The 25,394-nt window shown below is 36.2% G+C and carries 28 protein-coding genes; 19 read left to right on the forward strand and 9 right to left on the reverse strand.

Features of this window, described 5'->3' with window-relative positions:
• Positions 1-1,094 precede the first annotated feature (1,094 nt).
• The 6 genes from Q0252_RS08875 to Q0252_RS08900 all read left to right on the forward strand — a co-directional run bounded on the left by Q0252_RS08875 (position 1,095) and on the right by Q0252_RS08900 (position 6,689).
• A complete protein-coding gene (locus Q0252_RS08875) occupies positions 1,095-1,400 on the forward strand; it encodes a helix-turn-helix transcriptional regulator (protein ID WP_297985436.1) in 306 nt (101 codons plus the stop codon).
• Positions 1,397-2,629 (forward strand): type II toxin-antitoxin system HipA family toxin, encoded by a 1,233-nt coding sequence (locus tag Q0252_RS08880; RefSeq protein WP_297985437.1) that lies wholly within the window; start codon positions 1,397-1,399, stop codon positions 2,627-2,629. Before Q0252_RS08875 ends, Q0252_RS08880 begins: the two co-directional genes overlap by 4 nt.
• Before the next feature lie 495 nt (positions 2,630-3,124).
• Positions 3,125-3,262, forward strand: coding sequence for an Arm DNA-binding domain-containing protein (locus tag Q0252_RS08885; protein WP_297985438.1), 138 nt, complete (start codon positions 3,125-3,127; stop codon positions 3,260-3,262).
• Positions 3,263-3,523: 261 nt separating this feature from the next.
• On the forward strand, positions 3,524-5,032 hold the full coding sequence (locus tag Q0252_RS08890) for an aldehyde dehydrogenase family protein (RefSeq protein ID WP_297985439.1): 1,509 nt from the start codon (positions 3,524-3,526) through the stop codon (positions 5,030-5,032).
• Between the two features lie 82 nt (positions 5,033-5,114).
• Complete coding sequence (locus tag Q0252_RS08895) at positions 5,115-5,540, forward strand: DUF779 domain-containing protein (RefSeq protein WP_297985440.1); 426 nt, start codon at positions 5,115-5,117, stop codon at positions 5,538-5,540.
• 372 nt (positions 5,541-5,912) lie between these two features.
• Positions 5,913-6,689 (forward strand): copper resistance protein NlpE, encoded by a 777-nt coding sequence (locus Q0252_RS08900; protein WP_297985441.1) that lies wholly within the window; start codon positions 5,913-5,915, stop codon positions 6,687-6,689.
• 28 nt (positions 6,690-6,717) lie between these two features.
• On the opposite strand, the gene Q0252_RS08905 is transcribed toward Q0252_RS08900, so the two are convergent.
• On the reverse strand, positions 6,718-7,923 hold the full coding sequence (locus Q0252_RS08905) for a metallophosphoesterase (protein ID WP_297985442.1): 1,206 nt from the start codon (positions 7,921-7,923) through the stop codon (positions 6,718-6,720).
• A gap of 69 nt (positions 7,924-7,992) precedes the next feature.
• Entirely contained in the window at positions 7,993-9,060 is a 1,068-nt protein-coding gene (locus tag Q0252_RS08910; protein WP_297985443.1) for a 3-oxoacyl-ACP synthase III family protein, read from the reverse strand.
• Positions 9,061-9,172: 112 nt separating this feature from the next.
• On the opposite strand from Q0252_RS08910, the gene Q0252_RS08915 reads away from it, so the two are divergent.
• From Q0252_RS08915 to rny, 6 genes are all read left to right on the forward strand, one after another.
• Entirely contained in the window at positions 9,173-9,742 is a 570-nt protein-coding gene (locus tag Q0252_RS08915) for a hypothetical protein (RefSeq protein WP_297985444.1), read from the forward strand.
• Between the two features lies 1 nt (position 9,743).
• Positions 9,744-10,463 (forward strand): bifunctional demethylmenaquinone methyltransferase/2-methoxy-6-polyprenyl-1,4-benzoquinol methylase UbiE, encoded by a 720-nt coding sequence (ubiE, locus tag Q0252_RS08920; protein WP_297985445.1) that lies wholly within the window; start codon positions 9,744-9,746, stop codon positions 10,461-10,463.
• Positions 10,463-11,251: a porin family protein gene (locus Q0252_RS08925; protein WP_297985447.1), complete on the forward strand. Its 789-nt coding sequence runs from the start codon at positions 10,463-10,465 to the stop codon at positions 11,249-11,251. The genes ubiE and Q0252_RS08925 overlap by 1 nt, the downstream gene beginning before the upstream one ends.
• A gap of 144 nt (positions 11,252-11,395) precedes the next feature.
• The gene (locus Q0252_RS08930; protein ID WP_297985449.1) at positions 11,396-11,698 is read left to right on the forward strand and encodes a hypothetical protein; all 303 of its coding nucleotides are present in this window, start codon (positions 11,396-11,398) and stop codon (positions 11,696-11,698) included.
• Positions 11,698-11,985: a cell division protein ZapA gene (locus Q0252_RS08935; protein WP_297985451.1), complete on the forward strand. Its 288-nt coding sequence runs from the start codon at positions 11,698-11,700 to the stop codon at positions 11,983-11,985. The genes Q0252_RS08930 and Q0252_RS08935 overlap by 1 nt, the downstream gene beginning before the upstream one ends.
• 338 nt (positions 11,986-12,323) lie before the next feature.
• Positions 12,324-13,895 carry a ribonuclease Y gene (gene rny, locus Q0252_RS08940; RefSeq protein ID WP_297985452.1) on the forward strand — a complete coding sequence of 524 codons (1,572 nt, stop codon included), beginning with the start codon at positions 12,324-12,326 and terminating at the stop codon, positions 13,893-13,895.
• Positions 13,896-14,177: 282 nt separating this feature from the next.
• On the opposite strand, the gene Q0252_RS08945 is transcribed toward rny, so the two are convergent.
• Positions 14,178-14,642, reverse strand: a complete 465-nt coding sequence (locus tag Q0252_RS08945) for an acyl-CoA thioesterase (protein ID WP_297985453.1) — start codon at positions 14,640-14,642, stop codon at positions 14,178-14,180.
• A 162-nt stretch (positions 14,643-14,804) separates the two neighbouring features.
• Between Q0252_RS08945 and lysM the strand changes: the two genes are divergently transcribed.
• From lysM to Q0252_RS08960, 3 genes are all read left to right on the forward strand, one after another.
• Positions 14,805-15,263, forward strand: coding sequence for a peptidoglycan-binding protein LysM (lysM, locus tag Q0252_RS08950; protein WP_297985454.1), 459 nt, complete (start codon positions 14,805-14,807; stop codon positions 15,261-15,263).
• A 73-nt stretch (positions 15,264-15,336) separates the two neighbouring features.
• Positions 15,337-15,690: an arsenate reductase family protein gene (locus tag Q0252_RS08955; protein WP_297985455.1), complete on the forward strand. Its 354-nt coding sequence runs from the start codon at positions 15,337-15,339 to the stop codon at positions 15,688-15,690.
• The gene (locus Q0252_RS08960; RefSeq protein ID WP_297985456.1) at positions 15,690-16,028 is read left to right on the forward strand and encodes a hypothetical protein; all 339 of its coding nucleotides are present in this window, start codon (positions 15,690-15,692) and stop codon (positions 16,026-16,028) included. The genes Q0252_RS08955 and Q0252_RS08960 overlap by 1 nt, the downstream gene beginning before the upstream one ends.
• Positions 16,029-16,092: 64 nt before the next feature.
• On the opposite strand, the gene gcvT is transcribed toward Q0252_RS08960, so the two are convergent.
• Both gcvT and idi read right to left on the reverse strand, forming a co-directional pair.
• Complete coding sequence (gene gcvT / locus Q0252_RS08965) at positions 16,093-17,178, reverse strand: glycine cleavage system aminomethyltransferase GcvT (protein ID WP_297985457.1); 1,086 nt, start codon at positions 17,176-17,178, stop codon at positions 16,093-16,095.
• 23 nt (positions 17,179-17,201) lie between these two features.
• Positions 17,202-17,711 (reverse strand): isopentenyl-diphosphate Delta-isomerase, encoded by a 510-nt coding sequence (idi, locus tag Q0252_RS08970; protein WP_297985458.1) that lies wholly within the window; start codon positions 17,709-17,711, stop codon positions 17,202-17,204.
• A gap of 169 nt (positions 17,712-17,880) precedes the next feature.
• On the opposite strand from idi, the gene Q0252_RS08975 reads away from it, so the two are divergent.
• Positions 17,881-18,282 carry a phosphoheptose isomerase gene (locus Q0252_RS08975; RefSeq protein ID WP_297985459.1) on the forward strand — a complete coding sequence of 134 codons (402 nt, stop codon included), beginning with the start codon at positions 17,881-17,883 and terminating at the stop codon, positions 18,280-18,282.
• 6 nt (positions 18,283-18,288) lie between these two features.
• Positions 18,289-19,248 (forward strand): D-2-hydroxyacid dehydrogenase, encoded by a 960-nt coding sequence (locus tag Q0252_RS08980; protein WP_297985471.1) that lies wholly within the window; start codon positions 18,289-18,291, stop codon positions 19,246-19,248.
• Between the two features lie 127 nt (positions 19,249-19,375).
• Here the strand turns inward: Q0252_RS08980 and mscL are convergent, their stop codons facing one another.
• A complete protein-coding gene (gene mscL / locus Q0252_RS08985; RefSeq protein WP_297985461.1) occupies positions 19,376-19,747 on the reverse strand; it encodes a large conductance mechanosensitive channel protein MscL in 372 nt (123 codons plus the stop codon).
• Positions 19,748-19,908: 161 nt separating this feature from the next.
• Between mscL and Q0252_RS08990 the strand changes: the two genes are divergently transcribed.
• Positions 19,909-21,414: an NAD(P)H-hydrate dehydratase gene (locus tag Q0252_RS08990; RefSeq protein ID WP_297985463.1), complete on the forward strand. Its 1,506-nt coding sequence runs from the start codon at positions 19,909-19,911 to the stop codon at positions 21,412-21,414.
• On the opposite strand, the gene Q0252_RS08995 is transcribed toward Q0252_RS08990, so the two are convergent.
• The 3 genes from Q0252_RS08995 to metG form a co-directional block, all read right to left on the reverse strand.
• Positions 21,411-21,884 carry a DUF962 domain-containing protein gene (locus Q0252_RS08995; RefSeq protein WP_297985464.1) on the reverse strand — a complete coding sequence of 158 codons (474 nt, stop codon included), beginning with the start codon at positions 21,882-21,884 and terminating at the stop codon, positions 21,411-21,413. The genes Q0252_RS08990 and Q0252_RS08995 overlap by 4 nt on opposite strands.
• 5 nt (positions 21,885-21,889) lie before the next feature.
• On the reverse strand, positions 21,890-22,462 hold the full coding sequence (locus Q0252_RS09000; RefSeq protein WP_297985466.1) for a hypothetical protein: 573 nt from the start codon (positions 22,460-22,462) through the stop codon (positions 21,890-21,892).
• Positions 22,463-22,542: 80 nt separating this feature from the next.
• On the reverse strand, positions 22,543-24,570 hold the full coding sequence (metG, locus tag Q0252_RS09005) for a methionine--tRNA ligase (RefSeq protein ID WP_297985467.1): 2,028 nt from the start codon (positions 24,568-24,570) through the stop codon (positions 22,543-22,545).
• A 374-nt stretch (positions 24,571-24,944) separates the two neighbouring features.
• Here metG and Q0252_RS09010 point away from each other — a divergent pair.
• Positions 24,945-25,394: TonB-dependent receptor plug domain-containing protein (locus tag Q0252_RS09010; RefSeq protein WP_297985469.1), on the forward strand; the 450-nt coding region annotated here is incomplete at its 3' end.

Genomic DNA, 25,394 nt, shown 5'->3' on the forward strand with positions numbered 1-25,394 from the left:
ATGCCGCCCTGTCACGGCGGAGGTCGCGGGTTCGAGTCCCGTCCGGATCGCAACTGTTAAATCAAAATAGTACAAAATGCTGTAAAACATAGGTTTTACGGCATTTTTCTTTTTATGCTGATATCAAAGAGTAACAAATTCGCACATAATTTTAGTGACCTATTCAGTGACCTATTTCGGTTTCAAAAATAGGTCACTGGAAAAAATCCAAACGAGCGACCGAAAATTGATTTTAAAATGATTTTTTCAGACCAAATTTTGGATTTTTTTCGAGTGTGTGCAGTGACCTTTTCAGTGACCTATGCCCGGCTACGTCTAAAAGCCAATAGTTTAAACCTCTTCTTTTTAAATGTATGTTTTATATTGTAAACTATTGTTATATAGGTATTTGCAAATATAATATTTTCCAATCTTCCTCATGCGAATTTTCGTATGAGGAAGATTTCTTTTTAATTTATCTTCCTTTGAAAAGAGAGAAGAATGTTTCGCAAAAATTACCAGTATTTCTTAAAAATAAATTGTCCTACAAATCAGATTTCTATCTATTTTGTACTTACTTACTTACAGTTATTTTCACATAAAAATGCTTTATTTTTTGCTATTCGGGCATAATTTACCTTCTCTAAAACAGGTTTTACATTTTTTAGTTCTGGGTTACAATGTATTTCATCTGGCGTACAAATAAGATGGGCAGGATGTGGTCTAATAAAATTGATATATTCAACCGATCTTTTCAATTCTTCAGGAAAATCTTCCGCCTTGCAAAACATCTCTACGAGAGTAAAAATATTCCAATTAATAAAGCGTATGCACAAGCGAAAATTAGCAAGACTACTTTTTACAGGATTGATAAATTATTCTTAAAATCTTAAAATAAGAAATAAAGCACTTAAAACTAAAAATAGTACAACGCTATAAACTAAAAATTGCACAATAGTTAAGTAAGAATTACACATGCAATTTATTAAAACTTATTCTCTTCATAAAAATGAATGATAATTACAGTAAAAAGAGAAAGCTTCTTTATTTATTTAGTATATTTGTAATACAATAATGTTATTTATTGTGCTGAAATACAAACAAATATTACTATAATGTTATTTATTTCTTTATCGAAAATACAGAAGCAAATTGTCCAAAATATCCGTGATAGAAGGCTACAAATGAATCTAACGCAGGAAGGTTTGTCGGAAAGATCAGGAGTTCCTATATCAACGCTCAGAAAGTTTGAACAGAAAGGATTAATTTCTTTAGATTCGTTTTTAAAGCTTCTTTCCGTTGTTGGCGGTTTAGAAGAAATGGCTGATGCACTTAAACCCAAAGAACAGCATTTTAAATCCATTGACGATGTGCTAAATTCAGAAGAAAAACCTTTTAAAAAAAGAGGTAGTAGAAAATGAAAACTACAATTAAAGAAATAAAAGTAGGATTGAACTTTGGTTCTGGAGTTCAATCAGTCGGGCGGTTGGCAATTCGTAATGGTATCATCTATTTTGAATTTGATGAAGAATTTCGACAAAGTAATTTAGAGATTTCCCCTCTAAAACTTCCTTTACAGAGCGGCGTAGTTGAGCTCCCAAAAGATCCGTTTGAAGGATTAGCAGGGGTTTTCAACGACAGTTTGCCAGATGGTTGGGGAAGATTACTTTTTGATCGGATGCTTCGTTCTCAAGGTGTTTCTCCGTCCGAAGTCTCTCCTCTCGATCGTTTAGCGTATGTCGGTTTAAATGGAATGGGGGCTTTGGTTTATGCTCCAGATCAAAGTCCAAATGACGGCAGTGGAATAATTGATTTAGACGATTTAGCTGCTCAAACCAAAAATATTTTGGAAGGTGAATCCATAGAAGTTATTAATGAACTTTTAGCCTTAAATGGATCTTCTGCAGGAGCAAGGCCAAAAGCATTGATTGGCTTGGATGCCGAAAGAAAAAATATAGTTCACGGAGTAAATCAGTTAAGTGATGGTTTCGAACATTGGATTGTAAAATTTCCAAATACACAAGATGGTAACGATTCGGGAGCTATGGAATATGTTTATGCATTAATGGCATCAAATGCGGGAATAGAAATGCCTTATGTTCATCTATTTCGATCACAAAAAGGCAGCGGGTATTTTTCCGTAAAACGATTTGACAGAGATGGAAACAAACGACTGCACATGCATACGGTGAGCGGATTGATTCACAGCAATTTTAGGTTTCCGTCGCTTGATTATGAAGATTTATTATCATTAACGGGTGTTCTAACTAAAGACATTCGGGAGGTTGAAAAAATGTTCAGGTTGGCAGTTTTTAATGTAATGGCAAACAACAGGGATGATCATGCAAAGAATTTTTCATTTCTGATGAATGAATTTGGCGAATGGAAATTGTCCCCTGCTTATGACCTTACCTTCTCCAACGGACCAGGTGGCGAACAGAGCACAATGGTAATGGGTGAAGGGAAAAACATCAGCAGCAAACATCTGATCAAACTAGGTTTGGAAGCCAAGTTGTCAAAAGAATTCATAGATGATGTGTTTGAGCAAACTTATTCTGCTCTTGCCAATTGGGAGAGCTTGTCTAAGAATTTTGGAGTAAGTGATTCTAATAGAGAGCTCATTCAAAAATCAATTGCTAAATTTAGATAGAGTAGTTACCGGTTATTGCCAGCTCACAGACGTACACTTATTAGTGAATTACCAGTTTTTTTTCATTAAATAATAAAATATTCTTCAGATTTACAAATGTTTTCTATTTAAAAACGAGATTATGCATTATTTTTAGGTAATGTTCCAAAAGTGTTGAAACCTATTATTGATAAGGCATCAAGCAAGTTTTTTATTGCGAGTAGGTCAAATTTATGCTGTCCAAGAGGTCAGCATATTTATTTTTAGACCAAAAAACATAAAATATGAAACTCAAAATCTACACGTGTTCCAGATGTGTTGGTGAAAATTCCAAATTCATTAAATACGGAAAAACATCAAGAGGAAAACAGAGATACCAATGTTCGGGTTGCAAAAAACAAGCGTACTTGACTACGATAATGTTGCTTGTAAAGAGGGAATCAATAAGAAAATTGTCCTTTTAACAAAAGAAGGAATGGGTATTCGCTCTATGTATCTCTTAAATGTCACCACAAAATGAACCAGACTTTCAACCTGCTTTTCTCTGTTAGAAAAGCAAAAGCCAATTACCAAGGCGAAGCGCCTATCTATCTCCGAATCACTATTAATGGAAAAGTATCTGAAATAAGCAAAAGGGCAGTAAAACCCATCTAATGGAAATCGGCAGCGCACAAGGTCACTGGCTTTGCAGCACCTTTAAAATTTGCGCTTCTGTAAATCTTGATTTTTTCATTGTTTTTTTCTTGACATTAATATTAATACCCTAAATTTAAAAAAAGCAGCCATGTACCATAACTTTTAAAAATAATTAGGAAGGTATGGCTACCTCCATTGTGGAACTTTTAAATAATTAACAAATATTAACTTTTCTATTCATCACACAATGATTAATTTTAATTATTAAACAAATCAACAATGAGTTCAAAAGTTTACGGCAGAGTACAACTGAAAGAAAAGTACGACAACTACATTAACGGACAATGGACTCCACCCGCAAGTGGAAAATATTTTGATGTAATCACCTCATTGGATGGAACAGTGATGGGCCAAGCAGCACACTCCAACGAACAGGATTTGGAAATGGCAGTAAATGCCGCGGAAGCGGCTTTCGTAACTTGGGGAAAAACTTCGGTAACCGAAAGAAGCAACATCCTCATTAAAATTGCGGATCGCATGGAAGCTAACCTGGAAAAAATTGCAGTGGTAGAAACCATGGACAATGGAAAACCAGTTCGCGAAACCCTGAATGCCGACATTCCTTTGGCGATTGACCATTTCAGATATTTCGCCGGCGTCATTCGAGCTGAAGAAGGTTCTTTAATGGAATTAGACAACGATACGGTTTCCTTAATTGTGAATGAACCTTTAGGAGTGATTGCTCAAATTATTCCTTGGAATTTCCCGATTCTGATGGCTGTATGGAAACTTGCTCCAGCTTTGGCAGCAGGAAACTGTGTGGTACTGAAACCGGCTGAAAGTACTCCAATCTCAATTTTGGTATTGATGGAAATCATCGGTGATTTGCTTCCACCGGGAGTCGTGAATATTGTAAATGGTTTTGGAGGAGAATTAGGTCATGCCCTGGTTACCAACAAAAAAGTGGCAAAAGCAGCCTTCACGGGTTCTACCGCAACAGGAAGACTGGTGATGCAATATGCTACTGAAAACATCATTCCGGTAACTTTGGAATTGGGAGGTAAATCACCAAACGTTTTCTTCGAATCAGTGATGGATGAAGACGATGCCTTCTTCGACAAAGCGTTGGAAGGAGCCGTATTATTTGCTTTAAACCAAGGTGAAATCTGTACTTGCCCGTCCCGATTACTGGTACAGGAAAGCATTGCTGACAAATTCATCGAAAGAGTGGTAGAACGTGTTAAAGCCATTAAAGCAGGAAATCCTCTCGATACTTCTACAATGATCGGTGCGCAGGCTTCGAAAATCCAGTACGACAAAATCCTTAGCTATATCAACCTTGGTAAAGAAGAAGGTTGCGAAGTGCTGACAGGTGGCGACGCTAATGTATTGGAAGGCGAATTGAAAAACGGCTACTACATCCAGCCAACCCTATTGAAAGGTCACAATAAAATGAGAGTTTTCCAGGAAGAAATCTTCGGACCCGTACTTGCGGTAACCACTTTCAAGGATGAAGCAGATGCGATCGCGATCGCAAACGATACCATTTATGGTTTAGGAGCCGGAGTTTGGACCAGAGATGCTCACCAATTGTACCAAGTACCAAGAGCAATCCAAGCAGGAAGAGTTTGGGTGAATCAATACCATTCTTATCCTGCAGGTGCACCTTTCGGAGGTTACAAACTGTCGGGAATTGGTAGAGAGAATCACAAGATGATGCTGGATCATTACCGCCAAACCAAGAATATGCTAATTTCTTACAGCAAAGAAAAATTAGGATTCTTCTAATTGAACAAAGGTGGATTTCTCAAAAAAATCCGCCTTTTTTTTCTTTTAAATGAAAAATTATTCACCCTAAAAATAAGTAATAATGAACAATACACAGCGACTTTCCGCAACCCCAAAAGCTTTGGAACTGATCAAAGAACTCTCCGAAGAATTTGGAGATTTGATGTTTTATCAAGCAGGTGGCTGCTGCGAAGGTACCCAGCCACAATGTTTTCGCAAAGGACATTATTATCCGCGAACAAAGGATGTATGCATCGGTACTGTTCTAGATTTTTATTTTTGGGTGGATCACGATTTATATGAATACTGGAAATACAACCATTTCGAACTTGATGTTAGCGACGGTTTCGGAGTAGGCGGATTTTCACTGGAAACTGCAAAGAAAAAAACCTTTAAAATCAATTATCGGGTTTTATCCAAAGAAGAACTCGAAAATCTCGAAGAACCACTGCTTTATCATCAGTATATGATTTTGGAGAAAGAAAAGCAAAGTTTGGCTCGTTCCTAAAGCTGACAAAGTAACTTCTATTAAACGAAACCTTCTTTAGTTTCCAACATTCCAGGTTAATCCTAAAAAATTTTTAAAAATACTGAAGAGACCTCTAGAATGGTCTCTTTTTTGTACTTCAGTTGTAGCCTTTTTTAATTGATCTTTGCAAAGTTGTGCGAGTAGTTAAGCGACCAAAAATTAAGTTTGTTATTTTTTGCACTATTGGAATTCGCCTGCAACGATAACAGCAGCTTTTCGATGTAAATTTATGCTTACATCAAAGATAATTACTTCAAATTCTTCTATTTTAGTACTCCGCAAGGTCTTAAACGTTATTGTAGAATATTTAATTAGGTCATCGAACATTTTAAATTAATCAAAAAAAAAATAATGAACACATTTAAATTTTTAACCGTAGCAGCACTAACCACCATTTTTGTTTCGTGTAGCGACAGTAAATCAACCGTTGAAACTGCAAATAAAGAGCAGACAAGAACAGAGGCGCAGCAGAATAATGATTTTTCCTCAGGAATCTACGCGGCAACATTGCCTTGCGCAGATTGTATGGGAATCGAAACCTATATTACCTTCCAACAAGACAATAAAGCGGTTAAAAGTACATCGTATTTAGACAGCGACGGTACTTCTGAAAACGAGTATGGTACCTGGACAAAGAATGATGACATTATTGAAGTGTCCATCCCAAATTCGCCCAAAGAATATTATCTGGTAAAACCCAACAAAACCTTGGTGAGATTGGATGCTGATAAGAAAGAAGTAAGCGGAGAATTAGCCAAAAATTATATTTTTAAAGAAGTAAAAGCACATACGCCGGCTCAGTTGAACGGTACCTATAACACCAACGCAAGCGGAAAAGGATACAACCAAATTCTGGAATTGAAATCTGAAAATGACAGTATTTATTCAGTAAAAATTTCATTTACCGGTGCTGTGAAAGGGTGTACTTTTGAGGGCAAAGGAAAGTTAGTAAATAATAAGATTGATGTTGATTTAAAAACCATCAATAAAGATTTAAAAGGGACGATGACGATTTTATTTAAGGATAAAACAGCTGAAGTATTTACTTCGAAATTTGAAGATAGATTGGCATTAAATTACTTTTGTGGTGGCGGTGCAAGTTTAGCCGGAGATTATTATAAAAAATAGTTTTATAAAGGTTGTCGAGGATTGTTCTTTAACTCAGCTCAAACAAAGTAATTTCCGGCAATACGCCAACTCTTCCCGGATAGCCTATAACGCCGAAACCGCGGTTTACATAAAGATATTTTCCTTCGCTTTCGTACAAATCTGCCCATTTTTTGTAGCGGTACTGTACAGGAGACCAACGCACATTTTTCAAATCCAACCCAAACTGCATTCCGTGGGTGTGTCCGGAAAGGGTTAACTGAACATTCGAAGGATGCATTTTCACCACTCTGTCAAAATGAGTTGGGTCGTGACTCATCAATATTTTTGAAGCTTCTGCAGGAATTCCGGCGGAAGCTTTATTTAAATCTCCGTACTGTGGAAAAGGCTTTTCGCCCCAATTCTCTACACCCAAAAGGTAAAGTTTTTCGCCGTTTTTTTCGATAACACGATGTTCGTTGCGAAGCATTTCAAAACCAGCCTGCTTTTCAAATTCAATGAGCTTTGGAATGTTTTGAGCTTTTTCTGCGGCTGAACTCCACTCCGCATAATCGCCGTAATCGTGGTTTCCAAGAACCGAAAATTTTCCGTCTTTAGATTTAATGGATGAAAATAACGGAACAAAAGGTTTGAATTCTTCAGCGAAATTATTCACCATATCTCCCGTAAACAATACTAAATCTGCACCTTGTTCATTAATGAGTTTTACAGCATGTTCCAATTTTTCGGGATGGAAAAAACTTCCGCTGTGCACATCGGAAATCTGTACAATTTTATAGCCTTTAAAACTTGCGGGAAGTCCTTTAATTTTCAGTTTTACTTTGCGAACACGGTGTCTGTATTTTCCAAAAGTAATCCCGTCGATAATCATGGCGGAAAATAATCCGGCGATTCCTAAGCCTATTAAACTCAGGAATTTTCGTCTTTCAGGGAAGTAAGATTCAGGTTTTGCAAAAAAGTTGAAACTGTATCGGAATAATCTTGTGATATCGTCCATCAAAAGAAACAGTACTACAAAAAATTTCGGAATCAGGAAGATAAGGAATACAGAAAAAACAGTCTGAATCCGGTGGTGATCTCTGTCCGAACGTTTAAAATTCAAAACTTCATAAACGAAAAATCCGTAAACCGCGAACGTAACAATCCAATAGGCAATTCGCAGAATATTGTTGTTAGTAACTGTTTTAAACGCCTGATAAACGTAAAATTCGAGCAGGAAAATAATTCCGGTGATGATGAGTAGGTTCTTTTGCATCGTGTTTTTAATATAAAAAAGCACAAAACCTAAGTTATTGTGCTTTTGAAATGTTTTTATAGTTTATTATTAAGGAATTTTATAAACAATTGCGTTGATGTTCATTCCGGCTCCAACCGACGTGAAAATGATGTATTTTCCGCTTTCGAAGCTGTGTCCTTCCATTTTTCCTTTTGCGATTAAATCGTACATTGTAGGTACAGTTGCAACTGAAGAATTTCCAAATTCCTGAATGGTCATCGGAGAAACTGCGTGATCTACATCCGAAATTCCGTACAGTTTGAAAAGTCTTGAGATAATCGCATAATCCATCTTCGCATTTGCTTGATGAATTAAGATTTTATGAATGTCGGAAATATCCAAACCTGCTTTTTCAATGGTTGCTTTAATGGCATCCGGAACATTTTTCAAGGCAAATTCATAAATTTTCCTGCCTCTCATTCTGATGTATTTCTTAGTTTGGTCCGCATCCGGATTCAAAGAATGTGAGTTTTCCAGATAGCAGATTTCTTCATTGTTGAAGCAAAGCGTTGAGTCTGCAATCATTCCAACCGAAGTATCGTCCGTTGCTTTTACAACGACAGCACCCGCTCCGTCTGCAAAAATCATTTTATTTCTGTCGTATGGGTCGGTTACGCGGCTCAAAGTTTCAGAACCAACGACCAAAATTGTTTTTGCTCTTCCGGATTTAATGAGAATATCCGCCAAAATCATAGATTCCACCCAACCCGGACAACCGAAAATCATGTCGTAATTAACACAGTTTGGATTTTTAATGTCCAGTTTATTTTTCACCATTGCTGAAAGCGAAGGCATGAAATTCTGAATTCCATTGTTGTCAACATCACCAAAATTGGTTGCTGCAATAATATAATCAAGGTTTTCTTTATCTATTCCTGCATCTTCTATGGCAATTGCAGAAGCTCTGTAAGCAAGGTCGGAATTGTAATCTTCTTCATTCGCGTATCGTCTTCTTTCAATTTCGGTAATTTCAATGAATTTGTTTACAATTTCTTCATTAGGTTTATCGATATGGACATGGTTGTCATCATAAAAAACAGAATCCATAAAAGCGGAACCGTCCACAATGTTTTCCGGAATGTAACTTCCTGAACCGATAATTACAGTATTTGGCATGTTTGTTTTTGAAAATTTTAAGGGCAAAGTTAAGAATTAATATGTAATTGATATCAAATGAGGTGGAACGAAAAATATTGTTAAATTTGCAGAAATTTATTTAGATCGTTTTATGAAAAAAAATCCCGCAGTTTCAGGGTTTATCATTGCACTTTTAGCAGCTATTTTGGCATTTGGGATTTACTTTCTGTTTTTGGCTAAAAAAAACTATTATGTTGTAGATAATCCTACTCCCAAAACTTATTATTTCAAAATTAATAACGGAGAAGAGAATGTAATTTCCGCCGGACAAACCGTAAAAGTAGAAATGAAAGAAGGGAAGAACAGCATTAAAGTTTTTGATGAAACTAAAAAACAGCTTTTCGATTCTGCATTCCAGGTGAATAAAATTCGCGGATTAATTAACATTTCACACAGCGATTATTACGTAAACAGACAGTATTACGGATACAACATCAAAAAAGATTCTCTTTTGCAGAGTACGCCTCAAACTAATATTGATGGTAAACTTTATTTAGGAAACCCAAAACTTTTCAATAAATTATATACCGACGATTTCTATTATAATGTGGATGAAGAGTATGATAAAATGATTAAAAATATCGACAAAATAGAATCGAGAACAAAAATATTCAGAAAGCAGGATTTTCTGAACTATTACAAAGAATATTATAAATTTTAAGATGAGTAACGTTACCCCATATAATTCCGACGCCAGCAAAAAAAGCCAGGTAGAGGATATGTTCGACAACATTGCACCGAAATACGATTTGCTGAACCACGTTCTTTCCATGAAAATTGATGTTTTGTGGAGAAATACTTTGGTGAAATGGATGAACAAAGACCAGCCGAAAGAAGTTTTGGATGTTGCAACAGGAACCGGAGATTTGGCGATTGCAGTTCAGAAAGGAACACAGGCTCAGATAACTGGTTTGGATCTTTCGCAGCAAATGTTGAATGTTGGGATTGAAAAAATAAATAAGCTTAACTTGGATTCGAAAATTTCGATGATGAAGGGTGATGCGGAAAATCTTCCTTTTGAGGATAATAAATTCGATGCGGTTTCCGTTGCATTTGGAGTAAGAAATTTTGAAAACCTTACCAAAGGTTTAGCAGAACTAAGAAGGGTAGTAAAAGAAAACAAAAGCGTTTATATCCTGGAGTTTTCTAAGGTTGAAGGCTTTTTGGGACCGTTTTATATGTTTTATTTTAAAAATATTTTACCGCAAATTGGTAAACTGGTTTCTAAAGACAACAGAGCATATACTTACCTTCCGGATTCTGTAAATGTCTTTCCTTACGGAGAAAAAATGAAGAATATTCTTTTGCAGGCAGGTTTCAAAAAAGTAGAATACAAGAAATTAAGTTTAGGCATTGCCACGATTTATAAAGCAACCAAATAATGGGTAAATTTTTGTTGAAAATATCGCTTATTGCGGCTTTTGGAGTTTCATTTATGTCGAATGCACAGTTTCGTACAAAAGACAGAATGGACAACATGGAAGGAATGGATGAACAGCTGTTCAGCTACGGTTTTTTCCTCGCAGCCAATAATTACGATTACAAACTTGTTTTGGATCCGAAATACGGAATGAGTGATGATAAACTTCACAATCTTGTAGAAACCAAATCTTCCTATAGTTTCGGAGCCGGCTTAATTGGAAAATTGAGGCTGAATGAAACTTTCGATCTTCGTTTAGAGCCGGGTTTACAGTTTGTACAGCGAGATTTAAAATTTAATACCCAAAAAAATTCACAATACGCAGCCGGAACAACTACCAATGAACCTTTTACACCGCTTACTTTAACCGATGCGGACACGAACAGAACCGTGAAATCAACTTATATTGATGTCCCGTTGATGCTGGAAATTCATGGAGACAGATGGTACAATTCCCGTCCTTATGCTGCAGCTGGTGTGAATTATTTGGTTAACCTTCAGAGCAATCAGAAAAGTTCAGACGATAATCAGCAGGGAATTTTCAGAACAACAACCCATAACTTTGGATGGAGTGTAGAAGCCGGAATTCAGTTTTATTTCAGCAGATTTAAATTAACTCCGGGTTTCAGAGGAACATTCATGACGAATAATGAAATCGTGAAAGACAATGCAGAAACGCCACCTTATTGGGCAGCTGCAATTTCTACTGCACAAACCAGAGCATTGATGTTTGTGCTTAAATTTGAATAAAAAATTTATTTAAAATATTATAATTGAGAGCGTTACAAAGTTTCGCTCTTTTTTTATGTTTATGCAGGAAAATAATTGCGGAAAATTTGTGGATAACAATACTTATTTTTATATTTTTGCAATAGTTAGAATTAAAAACCTGAAATGCTCAACGATTTAGAAAGCAATTTTACGCTGTTGGAGAAGAGGATTCTGAAGTTGAAAAAAGACTACGAAACCCTCTCCGAAAATTATGCGGAAATGTCCAAAGAGTTTGAGGAAATGAAGGAGAAATATGATGTTGAAAGAAAAAAAAGTCAGGAATTAGCAGAAGAGCACAAAAATATAAAATTACACGCTGCAATATCGGGAAATCCGGATCACAACCGTTTGATGAAAAACTATATCAACCGTTTGATTAAAGAAGTGGATACCTGCATTGCACAGCTTCAAAACAGCGGCTTATAATGGAAGTAAGAAGAATTACCATCACTATCGCCGGAAGAACGTATCCGTTAAATGTCCCTGCAGCAGAGGAAGAAACACTGCGTAAAGTTGGAAAACAAATTGATGCGATGATAAAAGATTTTGAAGCAAGCTTTGATGTACGAGATAAACAGGATGCTTTGGCAATGTGTGCCTTAAAATTAGGTACCAATGCGGAAGTTTTCCAGTTGAACAATGAAAAGAATATAAACGCATCCACAGATCGGTTAATGAAAATCAATCAGCTTTTGGAAGAGCTGGAAAAGTAGATTTTTCTTTTCCGATAAAAACTGCCTACAATAGTTCTAACACATTACAGGTAAACTCAACGCTAAACAATTGCCGGACGAAAGTTCATTTGATGGCGCGCCGACTTGCTCGGATTACAGAAAATGGAAATCAGTTCAAATCGTGTAGATTAGGAGTTTACTCTATATCACTGAACTGTTGTAGGTTTTTTTGTGTCTAAGGCTTGGAGCATAAGCTAAGCCCTAAGTTTGAAGACATAATTAATATAAACATTGGAAATATATGGTTGAAAGGAACTTCGTTCTTCATGCTTCCAGCTTCCAGCTTAAAAAGAATATTAAAACTTAACTCAATATATATGACAGCAACCGCTATTATTATCGGTATCGTTGGTCTTGTAATTGGTGCAATTTTAGGGATGATTTTTTCGAAAAGTTCCCTGAATTCTAAAGCCAAATTTATTATACAGGACGCGAAGAAAAATGCCGAAAACCTTATAGAAAAGGCCAATGTACAGGCAGAATCCATTAAAAAGGAAAAGCAACTACAGGCAAAAGAAAAATTTCTTGAACTGAAATCTCAGCACGACGCAGACATTCAGAGCAGAGAAAAGAAAATGCAGGAATCAGAAAAACGCATTAAGGATAAAGAACATAAACTTAATGACGAGCTGAGCAAAGCCGGAAAATTGGAAAAAGATTTGGACAAACAAATCGCAGATTACCGTAAAAAGCATGAAATCCTGGAGAAAAAACAGCAAGAACTTGATGTAGCAACAGCACAAAAAGTGGAAATGCTCGAAAAAATCGCCAACTATTCTGCAGAAGATGCAAAGAACGAATTGGTAGAAGCAATGCGCGCAGAAGCGAAAACCAAAGCTCAGGCTCACGTTCAGAGCATTATGGAAGAAGCGCAACTGAATGCTAAAAATGAAGCAAGAAAAATCGTTATTCAAACTATTCAGAGAATTGGTACAGAACAGGCGATTGAAAATTCGGTTTCAGTTTTTAATATTGAATCGGACGAAATTAAAGGTAGAATTATCGGTAGAGAAGGTAGAAATATTCGTGCTTTAGAAGCTGCAACCGGCGTTGAAATTATAGTTGATGACACTCCGGAAGCTATTTTGTTGTCGTGTTTCGACCCTGTAAGAAGGGAAGTAGCAAGACTTTCATTGCACAGATTGGTTACCGACGGAAGAATTCACCCTGCCAGAATTGAAGAAGTTGTTGAAAAAACAAGAAAACAAATCGAGGAAGAAATCATCGAAGTGGGTAAAAGAACGATTATCGATTTAGGAATCCACGGTCTTCACCCGGAATTGGTGAAAATTGTGGGTAGAATGAAATTCCGTTCTTCTTATGGGCAAAACCTTCTTCAGCACTCAAGAGAAGTAGCCAATATCGCTGCGACAATGGCTGCAGAGTTAGGTTTAAATGTAAAATTAGCGAAAAGAGCTGGTCTTCTTCACGATATCGGAAAAGTTCCGGAGCAGGAATCAGAACTTCCTCACGCACTTTTAGGAATGCAGTGGGCTGAAAAATTTGGTGAAAATGCTGAAGTTGTTAACGCAATTGGAGCTCACCACGATGAGGTGGAAATGACGTCTTTGCTTTCTCCTATTATTCAGGTTGCGGATGCGATTTCCGGAGCAAGACCGGGAGCAAGAAGACAGGTTTTGGAATCTTATATCCAAAGACTGAAAGATTTGGAAGCGGCTGCTTTAAGTTTTGACGGTGTATCTTCAGCATACGCTATTCAAGCCGGAAGAGAACTTCGTGTTATGGTAGAAAGCGGAAAAGTGAACGACGAACAGTCTGCACAGCTGTCTTATGACATTTCTGAAAAAATTCAGAATGAATTAACGTATCCGGGACAAGTTCGTGTTACGGTGATTCGTGAGACAAGAGCAGTAAATATTGCGAGATAGTTCTTTAAATTAAATAAATTAAAAACACCTTTCAGTTGATGAAAGGTGTTTTTTTATCACCAATTATGTTTGTATGTTTTGCATATAATAATTATCTTTATCAAACAATTTCAGAACCGAATCCTTTATTTATATTTTAACTGAAAAATCCAGAAACATTCTGGATTTTTCGTTTTTTAGAAGTTTTTATTTCGAAGATAGTCTCTGCTTATTTTCAAGCTATCTAAAGGATTAGTCCATGAAGAGATTGTAAGAAAAGTGCGGCGTTGCATATTTGGTTTTTTAAAGGAACGGTTTCATTTCGTCTTCAATTTTCTTGCGTAAATCCATGAGCTTTATCGCATATTGCTCCATCTGTTTTTCTGCGTCGGTTTCGGGAACATATTTAAGAACCGGCATAGAATTTCCTTCGTCATCAACAGCTACAAAAACGATGATGCAGTGCGTTTTCTTCTCGAATTCCTTCCTTTTAATATTTCGTGAAAAAACATTGATGGCAATGTGCATACTTGTATTTCCGGTGTAAATTACTTCAGCTTCCACTTTTACAATATGTCCAATTTTAATAGGTTCATAAAAACGAATTCCACCAACGTAAACGGTAACACAATAACTGCTGCTCCAAGAACTTGCACACGCATAACCAGCTTGGTCAATCCATTTCATCACACTTCCGCCATGTACATTTCCGCCGTAGTTAACATCACTCGGTTCCGAAATAAACTGAAAAACTGTTTTTGTCTGCATAAATTTTCTTTTAATCAAATTTAGTGTTTTAAATGAGAGAAAACTTAAATCATTAATTTTTAAGAGAGAAAATTATCAAAACTTTAACGGAAGATTAACACATTATTTTTTCTGAATTTTTTAATTTTATAAAAGAATATTAACACAAAAAATTATTAAAAAATGGGTTTAGGATCATTTCTAAAAAACGTAGGTGCTAAAATTTTTGGTGGAGGAGAAACTCCGGAAGAACAGGCACAAAAAGTAAGAGATCACGTTGCAAAATATGGTTTCGATGTTTCCGGTTTAACATTTACCGTTGCTAATGATAAAGTAACAATTGCTGGTGAAGCCAAAAACTGGGAAGAAAAAAACAAAATTTATGTGTCTGCAGGGAATGTAGAGGGTATTGACGGTGTTACAGACAACATGACTGTGAAACCAGCTCCAGTAGAGGTTGCTGCTCCTGCACAACCGGAAGCGAGATATTACACTGTTGAAAGTGGAGATTCTCTTTCGAAAATTGCTAAAGAAATGTACGGCGATATGAACCAGTACAACAAGATTTTTGAAGCTAATAAACCAATGCTAAAAGATGCGGATGAAATTTATCCGGGTCAGGTTTTGGTTATTCCTAACTAAAAGTTAACAGATTAAATGAAAGCCGGTTCCTGAAAAGGACCGGTTTTTTGTTTTCTATGCTTAAATTTACCACATGAAAAAAGTATTTTATCTTAAAACCTGCGATACCTGTCTGAAAATTCTAAAACAGTTTGATTTATCTGATTGGGAGCTTCGCGAAATTAAAACCGAACCCATTACCAAAGAAGAATTGGCTGAAATGCACAAGAAAACCAAATCTTACGAAGCGCTTTTCAGTAAAAAATCCACACAGATTAAATCGAGAGGAATTGATGTGAAAAGTTTAAAAGAGAAAGACTTCAAAAAGCTTTTGCTCGACCACTATACTTTTCTGAAAAGACCTGTTTTCATAACAGATGAGGAAATTTTTGTTGGGAACGACAGGAAGAATGTTGCCGCTTTGCAGGAATTTTTTGCCGTAAAATAATGAAGATATTTACTTTTTTATTGATTCTTTTCTGGAGTGGAACTTTTGCTCAAACGGTGTATAGAACACCATCGGGTACGAAATTTCATTTAGCAAGTTGTAGAATGGTGAAGAATGTCTCCAATTCTTTAAGTGTTTCGAAAGCCAGAAGTATCGGACTTACTCCTTGCAGCATTTGTCATCCACCTTCCGGAACTGTTTACGGATTGATTTCTCCAACAAAAAAAGTTCAGGGCACTAATGCAAAAAACCGTTGCAGAGGAACCACAAAAAAGGGTACACGGTGCAAACATTATACAGCAATAGGAAATGATTACTGCTATCAGCATTTGAGGTAAATAATTTCGGGCGGCGCGAAGCGCCGCCCGAAATTATTATTCAGTAAAACCTATTCTAAAATTATTATACGAACGGCATTTTTACCACTTTCGCAGCAATATTCTTGTTTCTGATTTGGATAAAAATATCAGAACCTAATTTAAAGTTAGGTTTGTCCACATAAGCCATTCCGATTCCGATATTTTTCATAGGACTCATCGTTCCGGATGTTACTTTTCCAATCACATTGCCTTCCGCATCCACAACCGGATAATCATGTCTCGGGATCGCTCTTTCCTGCATTTCGAAACCAACCAATTTTCTAGTAATTCCTTCTTCTTTCTGCTTTGCAAAAAGTTCTTTATCCACAAAATCTTTTTCGAATTTGGTAATCCAACCTAATCCGGCTTCAATAGGAGAAGTGGTGTCATCAATATCATTTCCGTAGAGACAGAATCCTTTTTCGAGTCTCAAAGTATCTCTTGAAGCCAATCCGCAAGGAATTAAACCGTATTCCTCTCCGGCTTTTGTCAGTTCATTCCATAATTTTTCGGCACTTTCATTTCGGAAGTAAATTTCAAAACCGCCGCTTCCTGTATAGCCTGTGTTGGAAATAATGACGTCAGAAACTTCTGCAACAGAACCCACGGTGAAATGATAGTACGGAATTTCAGAAAGATTCGTATCCGTTAATTTTTGAAGCGTTTCTGTAGCTTTCGGACCTTGAATGGCAATCAATGACATTTCATCCGAAGCATTCGTCATTTTCGCCCCAAATTTTTCATTGTATTTTGAAATATGATTCCAGTCTTTATCAATATTGGAAGCGTTGACCACCACAAAATATTTTTCGTCTTCCATTTTGTAAACAATTAAATCGTCAACAATTCCGCCGTTTCCGTTAGGAAGACATGAATATTGCGCTTTTCCGTTTTCAAGGGTATCAACATTGTTCGTCGTTACAAATTGCAGCAAATCTTTCGCTGAAGGACCTTCAATGAAAAACTGTCCCATGTGCGAAACATCGAAAATTCCAACCTTTTCGCGTACTGCAAAATGTTCTTCGGTAACTCCTGTATATTGCACAGGCATTTCGAAACCTGCAAAAGGCACCATTTTCGCACCTAACGAAACGTGTTTGTCGTATAAAGCTGTTCTTTTGTCGCTCATATTTTTTTTACTTTTTATTGATTTTAAAGGTGGTGTCTGTATTCTTCCAGAATAATTTTAAACCATTCTGTAAAGTTTTCAGGATTGTTTTTCATCTCTTTTTCGAGATTATCCATAGAAATATAACGCACTTCGGAAACTTCTTTTGGATTCAAATGAAATTCTCCCTCAAAATTTCCTGTGAATACGTGGTCGAGTTCGTGCTCCCAAAGATTTTGTCCAACGTCTGCTTTGTAAATAAAATGGAATTTTTTGGTTAGTGTTGTTTGAATTCCGAGTTCTTCAGAAATTCTTCGGTTTGCACCTTCAAGATAAGTTTCGCCCGGTTTTGGATGAGAACAACAGGCATTAGTCCACTGATTGGGAGAATGGTATTTTCCGGCTGCGCGCTTCTGCAAAAGCATTTCGCCATTGGTATTAAATAAAAAAACCGAAAAAGCACGGTGCAGAATTCCGTTTTGATGAGCCTGCATTTTTTCCATTAATCCCAGAACTTCGTCGTTTTCTGAAACCAATACCACGTTTTCTTCCATATTTCACAAATTTAAGCTTTAAAAAAATAATGGTAAAATTTTTTGTGAAGCAGTTTCAAACGAATCATCAAATACTGTGGAATGGAATTTGGAAATCATACTTAACCAAAATTTAATGCGCTGTAAACCAATGAAAATTCGTAATTTTGCCACTTGAAAAAATGATGAAATGGAACTAGAATATAAAGATCATCTGAGCCCAATGTTGAAGGGTGGTGTGAAGAATTATTTAATTGATATCGATGGTACCATTACAGATGATGTACCTAATGAAGAACCGGAAAGAATGGTCACTTGTGAGCCTTATCCGGATGCGTTGGAAACTATTAACAGATGGTACGATCAGGGACACATTATTTGTTTTTTTACTTCCAGAACCGAAAATTTGAAGCAAATCACCATCGATTGGCTGGATAAAAACGGTTTTAAATACCACAGTGTTTTATGTGGAAAACCAAGAGGCGGAAATTATCACTGGATCGATAATCATTTGGTAAAAGCAACAAGATATAAAGGAAAATTTACAGATATGGTGGAAAAACAAGTCACCATTGAAGTTTTTAAAGATTAAAAAATGATGAAGATATTAGCGAATGACGGTTTAGACCAATCGGGAATTGATGCTCTGACAGCAAAAGGTTTTGAGGTAATTACAGATAAAGTTCCTCAGGAATTTTTAATTGATTTTATCAACGAAAACCAAATCCGTACGATTTTGGTAAGAAGTGCAACTCAGGTTAGAAAAGAATTGATTGACGCCTGTCCTTCCATTGAAATTATTGGTAGAGGCGGCGTTGGTATGGATAATATTGATGTTGATTATGCACGTTCTAAAGGAATTCATGTCATCAATACCCCTTCTGCATCTTCAGAATCTGTGGCAGAATTGGTTTTTGCACATTTATTTTCCGGAGTGAGATTTTTGCAGGATTCTAACAGAAAAATGCCTGTAGTAGGCGATACTGAATTCGCAAAACTGAAAAAATCTTACGAAAAAGGAATTGAACTTCGCGGTAAAACCATCGGAATTATCGGAATGGGACGCATTGGACAGGAAGTGGCAAGAATTGCACTTGGTTTGGGAATGCGCGTTATTGCAGCAGATAACAATGTTGGAAAAGCAAGCATCAAAGTAAAATTTTACAACAACCAATACATCAACGTAGATATTGAAACTGAACCTTTGGGAGATATTCTGAAGCATGCAGATTTCATTACGCTTCACGTTCCTGCCCAAAAAGAAGGATATATGATTGGCGCTCCGGAATTTGCGAAAATGAAAAATGGTGTTGCGATTGTGAACTGTTCCAGAGGTGGAGTTATCGACGAAAATGCTTTAATTGAAGCGTTGGATTCCGGCAAAGTTAAATTTGCAGGTTTGGATGTTTTCATGAACGAACCCACTCCGGCAAAAGAAATTTTAACACACGAAAAAATTTCCTTAACGCCTCACACAGGAGCTTCAACAGTGGAAGCACAGGATAGAATCGGTCTTTCTTTGGCAGACCAAATCTGTTCAATTCTTCAGATTCAATAAGAAACTATTTTACTCCAAATATGAAAACTTCGCAGCTTTGCTGCGAAGTTTTTTTGCAAAAATTTTGCAAAAAAAACCGGCGCGAACTTCGTTCGCGCCGGTTTTAGGTTTCTTAATCGAGAAGAGATTATTTCTTTCTTAATTCATCTCTGATTTCTGCTAACAAAACGTCAGTAGAAGATGGTCCTTCCGGAGCAACTTCAGCTGGTTTGTTTACTTTGTTAGCAGCTTTTACCAACCAGAACAACACCATTGCAATGGCAAGGAAGCTTATAACAGCCGCAATAAATTTACCCCAAAAAACACCATTTACTGACCATTCAGCAATGTTGTCAACACCGGCAGCCTTCAAAGCTGGAGTTAATAAAAGTGGAGTAATTACATCTTCCACCAAAGAAGTTACGATTTTTCCAAAAGCGGCACCAATCATAACACCCACCGCTAAATCCATTACATTCCCTTTGAATGCGAATTCTTTAAATTCTTTTACAAATCCCATAATTTTATGTTTTTATTTCTTTTAACACGACAAAAGTAATGAATATAAATAGAAAAACGTTTCATTTAGGCTAAAAATGAAAAAATTAACCCGCGTTCATTATTAATTTAAGAAAAAAATTAAGTGAAATAATAGTAACTTTAAATATCAATAAGGACTCGATGAAAATCTTTTCTGCTTCGCAAATAAGAAGTTGTGACGCTTATACAATAAAACATAAACCGGTAGAATCTATTCAACTGATGGAGAGGGCTGCAAAAGTTTGTGTTGATTGGATGGTTGCTCACCTCAAAAATCATTCGGAAATTGCTGTTTTCTGCGGTTCGGGAAATAATGGTGGTGATGGATTTGCAATTGCACGAATTCTTTATCAAAAAGGGTTTGACGTGAATGTTTTTATTGAATCCGAAAATCAGAAATTTTCTGATGATGCTTTACATAACTTCGAGAGAGTCAAGGAGATTTCGGGAATTGATGTATTGTCTTTGGAAGATGCATTTAATTATAGCTTTAAAGAAAATACGGTGATTGTTGATGCTTTGCTGGGTTCCGGTTTAAACCGTAAAATTGAGGGTAAAATTAGAGATGTCATTTTGTTTTTAAATGATCTTCCATTTCAAAAAATTGCCATTGATATTCCTTCCGGACTTTATTCAGATGATATCTTTGAAAAAGATTCAGTTGTTTTTCAAGCCGAAGATACTTTGAGTTTTCAGTTTTGGAAAAAGGCATTTCTTCATCCCGAAACCGGAAAATTCTGCGGTGAAGTTCATATTCTCGATATTGGCTTGAACAAGGAATATATTGAAGAAACTTCAACGAATGATTTCGTAATTGATGAAGAAATGATTCATCAAATATTCCAGCCAAGACAAAATTTTTCGCACAAAGGAACTTACGGAAAATGTGTAATTATTGGTGGAAGTTTTGGCAAAATGGGAGCTTCGGTTTTAGCAACAAAATCTGCCTTAAAAACAGGAAGCGGACTTACTTTTTCATTAGCTCCGAAATGCGGCTATGAAATTTTGCAGACGACCTGTCCTGAAGCGATGTATTTGTATGGAGGTGAAGATTATATTTCCAGTTTTGAAGTTCCCAATGATGCTGTTTGTGGAATTGGACCAGGTTTAGGAACTGATCCCGAAACAGAAGAATATTTCATTGATTTTTTGAACAACTATAAAAAACCTTTGGTTCTCGACGCAGATACGTTGAATATAATTTCCAAAGATTCAGAATATTTAAAGCTGATTCCCCAAAACTCAATTATAACACCACATCCGAAAGAATTTGAAAGACTTTTCAGTACCTCTGAAAATTCGTTTGAAAGACTTGAACTGGCAAAACAGAAAGCTTCAGAACTGAAAATTTTTATTGTTCTGAAAGACCATCATACTCAAATCATCACTCCCGAAAAAGAAGTTTTCTATAATATCACGGGAAATTCCGGAATGGCAAAAGGAGGAAGCGGTGATGTTTTAACCGGAATGATTACTTCGCTTTTAGCTCAAAAATATTCTTCGAAAAATGCAGCAATTTTCGGAGTTTGGTTGCATGGAAAAGCCGGAGATTTTGCAGCTGAAAAACATTCGAAAGAAGCGATGCTTCCATCAGATTTAATTGATGAAATTGGGAATGTTTTTAAAATTTTAAATAAGCAGGCTTAATATTTCAGACCAAGTTTTTTCAAAATAAAATGCAGCAACCAAATTGGACCAATCAACAAAAACTGTAAATCTTTCAGGAAGGATGGTTTTTTGCCTTCAATTTTATGTCCGTAAAACTGTCCAATCCAGGCCAAAACAAAAATTCCGATGTAAATCCAATGCGAAATTCCCTTAAAATGAATGTTGATGGCGTAAGCGAAATGTTCCAGCAAAAGCATAACGAAAACCATAATCAGTCCAATTCTCCATGACAAACTGAAATAATACACCGAAACTAAAGCGATGATAATTAAACTTGCCAAGCTGATGCAACCATAATAAGGAGCGCAGAAATGTGGCGCCGGAATTAATGACAGCAATCCTAAAATGCTGAAGAAAATGAGCGGAACGCAAATCCAGTGGATGGTTTTGTTGGTGTGGTTCTGATGGCTTTCAGAATATTCTGCAAAAAATTGGTCTATTCTTCTCATCGTTTTTAGTTTATATTCCAAAGCAGAAAATTAATGACTTCTGTTCTTTTTCTTACATTTTCGTCGAAAAGTTTTCGGTAGATTTCAAAATCGTAAGGCACGGTGAGTAAAAATTTTTTGCGGTTGATTTCATCGGTAATTTTGGATGCTTTTTCAAAAGTTTTATTCGGAATTCTTTTCCAAATTTCAGTTATTTGGTTGTTGATTGCCGTTTTTTCTTCTTCCGAAACGGTGAAGTTAAATTGGTTTCCGCGGTTTAAAAGAACATCCTTAACATCGGGATAATAATAATAGTAAGATTTTATAGCTTCTTTTAATGCATTTTTTTCAGTGGGCGTCGGCGGAAAAATTTGATGAAGTTTTGCGTCATATTGCTTTCTGAGCTTTATTAAATCAGAAGATATCTGTTGTGGAATATCCAAATTCTGCTTTTCCTGAAGATAATTGGCTTCTGTGTAGGCCAGAAAATTTGAAATGAAATTTCGTTGAAGAATATTTTCGTTGACAGTATTTTGTCCTGTAAGATGGAGCGAGATTGCAATGAAAAACAGAAAAATAAAAGAAGTGATAGTTTTCATTCCATAAAAATAAAAAAAGATTTCAGAATTTTCTGAAATCTTTTTTGTCTTGTGTATTGGTTCTCGTTTCTTGAATCTATTTACCCAATCTCAATTCCGTTTTCCACTTTTTCATCAGGCGTCACAAAAGACAATTTTCCATCGGCTTTGGTTGTTAAAAGCAACATTCCCTGGCTTTCAATTCCACGGATTTTTCTTGGTGCAAGATTTAATAAAATCATCACCTGTTTTCCGACAACTTCTTCCGGTGTGAAGCTTTCAGCAATTCCGGAAACTACGGTTCTTACATCAACGCCTGTATCGACAGTCAGTTTCAACAGTTTGTCCGCTTTTTCCACTTTTTCGGCTTCGAGGATTGTTGCGGTTCTTAAATCGATTTTCGTGAAATCGTCAAACTGTATTTCGTCTTTCATTGGGTTGGCGTTAGGGTTGGTTTTTTTGTTGGATTGCTTAGTGTTTTCTAATTTTTGAATTTGGAAATCAATTACATCGTCTTCAATTTTTGAGAAAAGAAGAGACGCTTCGTTGATTAGATGTCCGCTTTCAACTAAAACTCCTGAAATGTTCTGCCAGTTTTTCTTTTCAGTATTAAACATTTTCAACAGTTTTTCTGAAGAGAAGGGCATAAACGGTTCTGAAAGCTGAGCTAAAGCTACGGCAATTTGAGCTCCTATAAATAAAGAGTTTGCAGCTTTTTCAGGTTGATCTTTGATGGTTTTCCAAGGTTCTTCGGTTTGAAGAAACTGATTTCCAAATCTTGCCAAATTCATTAGTGCAGAAAGGGCATTTCTAAATTCGAAGTTTTCAAGAAACATTTCGATTTCTTTGGCTGATTTTTTAATTTCCTTTAATTCTTCAGCATTTGTATTTCCTTCAGGAACAATGCCATCGTAATATTTATGAATTAAAACCACAACTCTATTGATAAAATTACCAAAAATTCCTACCAATTCTGAGTTGTTTTTGGTCTGGAAATCTTTCCACGTGAAGTTGTTGTCCTTTGTTTCCGGAGCAGAAGAAAGTAGCGCGTAACGTAAAACATCTTGTTGTCCCGGAAATTCTTCTACATATTCATGAGCCCAAACTGCCCAGTTTCTCGAGGTTGAAATTTTATCGTTTTCAAGATTTAAAAATTCAAAAGCAGGAACATTTTTCGGCATTACGTAATCTCCGTGAGCCTTCATCATCGCAGGAAAAATAATACAGTGGAAAACTATGTTGTCCTTGCCAATGAAATGAATTAAATCTGAATTTTCACTTTGCCAGTAATCTTTCCAGTTTTTTCCGTTTTTCTCAGCCCATTCTTTCGTGAAAGAAATATAGCCAATCGGAGCATCAAACCAAACATACATTACCTTTCCTTCCGCATCGGGAAGTGGAACCGGAACACCCCAGTTCAAATCACGAGTCATTGCGCGAGGTTTCAAACCATCATTTAACCAGGATTTTACCTGTCCGTAAACGTTAGATTTCCAATCGTCTTTATGACCTTCGATAATCCATTCATTCAGGAAGTTTTCATATTCATTTAAAGGAAGGTACCAGTTTTTGGTTTCTTTTAAAACCGGAACATGTCCACTTAACGCAGATTTCGGATTGATGAGTTCTGATGGAGAAAGAGTAGAGCCACACTTTTCGCACTGGTCACCGTACGCGTTTTCGTTGCCACAATTAGGGCACGTTCCTACGATATAACGGTCAGCCAAAAATTCGTTGGCCTGTTCATCGAAATACTGTTCGGAAACTTCTTCGGTAAATTTGTCCTTATTATATAGTGTAGTAAAAAAATCCTGACTTACTTCGTAATGATTCTTAGAGGTAGTTCTGGAATATTCATCGAACGAAATTCCCAAATCAGCAAAAGATTTTTTAATGATTTCGTGGTATTTGTCCACAATAGCCTGTGGTGTAACATCTTCCTTTTTGGCACGAATAGTAATAGGAATGCCGTGTTCATCACTTCCACAAATGAAAGCAACATCTTTTCCCAATCTTCTCTGAAACCTCGCATAAACATCGGACGGAATATAAACTCCCGCCAAATGTCCAATATGAACCGGACCGTTTGCGTAAGGCAAAGCTGCCGTAATCATTTTTCTTTCTGACATTTCTTCTCTAAAATTTTGCTGCAAAGATAAGAGATATCATTTTGAATTAAAAATTAAGTAAATATTAACTCCAGGTTAACATTTTAGGGAGCAGAATTGATTAATAAGTAATTTGAAGAGTCAAAAATGCTAAACATTAGTTTAACTTTTTAATATTTTGTTAAAGTCTCACAGTGATACAATATAAATTTAAATTATTGATAATGAATAAGTTATTATTTATGAAAGAAAGCAATATATGATTAAAATCAGAATTAATTAACTATTTTATCATAATTTTAATAAAAGATGAAAAAAAGCTTACATTAGAACGCTGAATTTTCATTATTCAGTTGAAAAATAAAAGTGAATATTAATCCTTAAATTTTATTTTTGTGAGAAACTATAGTAAAGTTTTGAAAATTGCTCCGGCTTTTTTATTAGCAGGAACAATGGTGAATGCTCAGGTAACGGACACAACCGGTTCCAAAGAGAACAAGATTGAAGAAGTTGTACTGATTGGTTATGGTAAGCAAAAGAAGTCTGATGTTACAGGTTCGGTTGCTTCTATTTCCTCTAAAGATTTCAATGGAGGGGCAACCTCTCCAGCTCAGTTAATTCAAGGAAAAACTCCGGGTGTACAGATTACTACCAACAGTGGTGCTCCTGGTGCTGGTGCGACAATTAGAGTTCGTGGTACAGCTTCTTTGAATGGTAACAACTCTCCGTTGATTGTAATTGACGGTGTACCTCAGGATTTTAATGGTGTAAGTGGAGCTGCGGATCCGTTATCATTAATCAATCCAAATGATATTGAAACATTCGATATCCTTAAAGATGCATCT

Origin of the sequence: uncultured Chryseobacterium sp. (genome assembly GCF_936933875.1) — a bacterium.
GTDB lineage: Bacteria > Bacteroidota > Bacteroidia > Flavobacteriales > Weeksellaceae > CAKZIK01.

Bases quoted from the DNA above. Each gene is read 5' to 3' on its own strand.
- Q0252_RS08875 (WP_297985436.1), top strand. From the start codon at position 1,095: ATGTTATTTATTTCTTTATCGAAAATACAGAAGCAAATTGTCCAAAAT.
- Q0252_RS08880 (WP_297985437.1), top strand. From the start codon at position 1,397: ATGAAAACTACAATTAAAGAAATAAAAGTAGGATTGAACTTTGGTTCT.
- Q0252_RS08885 (WP_297985438.1), top strand. From the start codon at position 3,125: ATGAACCAGACTTTCAACCTGCTTTTCTCTGTTAGAAAAGCAAAAGCC.
- Q0252_RS08890 (WP_297985439.1), top strand. From the start codon at position 3,524: ATGAGTTCAAAAGTTTACGGCAGAGTACAACTGAAAGAAAAGTACGAC.
- Q0252_RS08895 (WP_297985440.1), top strand. From the start codon at position 5,115: ATGAACAATACACAGCGACTTTCCGCAACCCCAAAAGCTTTGGAACTG.
- Q0252_RS08900 (WP_297985441.1), top strand. From the start codon at position 5,913: ATGAACACATTTAAATTTTTAACCGTAGCAGCACTAACCACCATTTTT.
- Q0252_RS08905 (WP_297985442.1), bottom strand. From the start codon at position 7,923: ATGCAAAAGAACCTACTCATCATCACCGGAATTATTTTCCTGCTCGAA.
- Q0252_RS08910 (WP_297985443.1), bottom strand. From the start codon at position 9,060: ATGCCAAATACTGTAATTATCGGTTCAGGAAGTTACATTCCGGAAAAC.
- Q0252_RS08915 (WP_297985444.1), top strand. From the start codon at position 9,173: ATGAAAAAAAATCCCGCAGTTTCAGGGTTTATCATTGCACTTTTAGCA.
- ubiE (WP_297985445.1), top strand. From the start codon at position 9,744: ATGAGTAACGTTACCCCATATAATTCCGACGCCAGCAAAAAAAGCCAG.
- Q0252_RS08925 (WP_297985447.1), top strand. From the start codon at position 10,463: ATGGGTAAATTTTTGTTGAAAATATCGCTTATTGCGGCTTTTGGAGTT.
- Q0252_RS08930 (WP_297985449.1), top strand. From the start codon at position 11,396: ATGCTCAACGATTTAGAAAGCAATTTTACGCTGTTGGAGAAGAGGATT.
- Q0252_RS08935 (WP_297985451.1), top strand. From the start codon at position 11,698: ATGGAAGTAAGAAGAATTACCATCACTATCGCCGGAAGAACGTATCCG.
- rny (WP_297985452.1), top strand. From the start codon at position 12,324: ATGACAGCAACCGCTATTATTATCGGTATCGTTGGTCTTGTAATTGGT.
- Q0252_RS08945 (WP_297985453.1), bottom strand. From the start codon at position 14,642: ATGCAGACAAAAACAGTTTTTCAGTTTATTTCGGAACCGAGTGATGTT.
- lysM (WP_297985454.1), top strand. From the start codon at position 14,805: ATGGGTTTAGGATCATTTCTAAAAAACGTAGGTGCTAAAATTTTTGGT.
- Q0252_RS08955 (WP_297985455.1), top strand. From the start codon at position 15,337: ATGAAAAAAGTATTTTATCTTAAAACCTGCGATACCTGTCTGAAAATT.
- Q0252_RS08960 (WP_297985456.1), top strand. From the start codon at position 15,690: ATGAAGATATTTACTTTTTTATTGATTCTTTTCTGGAGTGGAACTTTT.
- gcvT (WP_297985457.1), bottom strand. From the start codon at position 17,178: ATGAGCGACAAAAGAACAGCTTTATACGACAAACACGTTTCGTTAGGT.
- idi (WP_297985458.1), bottom strand. From the start codon at position 17,711: ATGGAAGAAAACGTGGTATTGGTTTCAGAAAACGACGAAGTTCTGGGA.
- Q0252_RS08975 (WP_297985459.1), top strand. From the start codon at position 17,881: ATGGAACTAGAATATAAAGATCATCTGAGCCCAATGTTGAAGGGTGGT.
- Q0252_RS08980 (WP_297985471.1), top strand. From the start codon at position 18,289: ATGAAGATATTAGCGAATGACGGTTTAGACCAATCGGGAATTGATGCT.
- mscL (WP_297985461.1), bottom strand. From the start codon at position 19,747: ATGGGATTTGTAAAAGAATTTAAAGAATTCGCATTCAAAGGGAATGTA.
- Q0252_RS08990 (WP_297985463.1), top strand. From the start codon at position 19,909: ATGAAAATCTTTTCTGCTTCGCAAATAAGAAGTTGTGACGCTTATACA.
- Q0252_RS08995 (WP_297985464.1), bottom strand. From the start codon at position 21,884: ATGAGAAGAATAGACCAATTTTTTGCAGAATATTCTGAAAGCCATCAG.
- Q0252_RS09000 (WP_297985466.1), bottom strand. From the start codon at position 22,462: ATGAAAACTATCACTTCTTTTATTTTTCTGTTTTTCATTGCAATCTCG.
- metG (WP_297985467.1), bottom strand. From the start codon at position 24,570: ATGTCAGAAAGAAAAATGATTACGGCAGCTTTGCCTTACGCAAACGGT.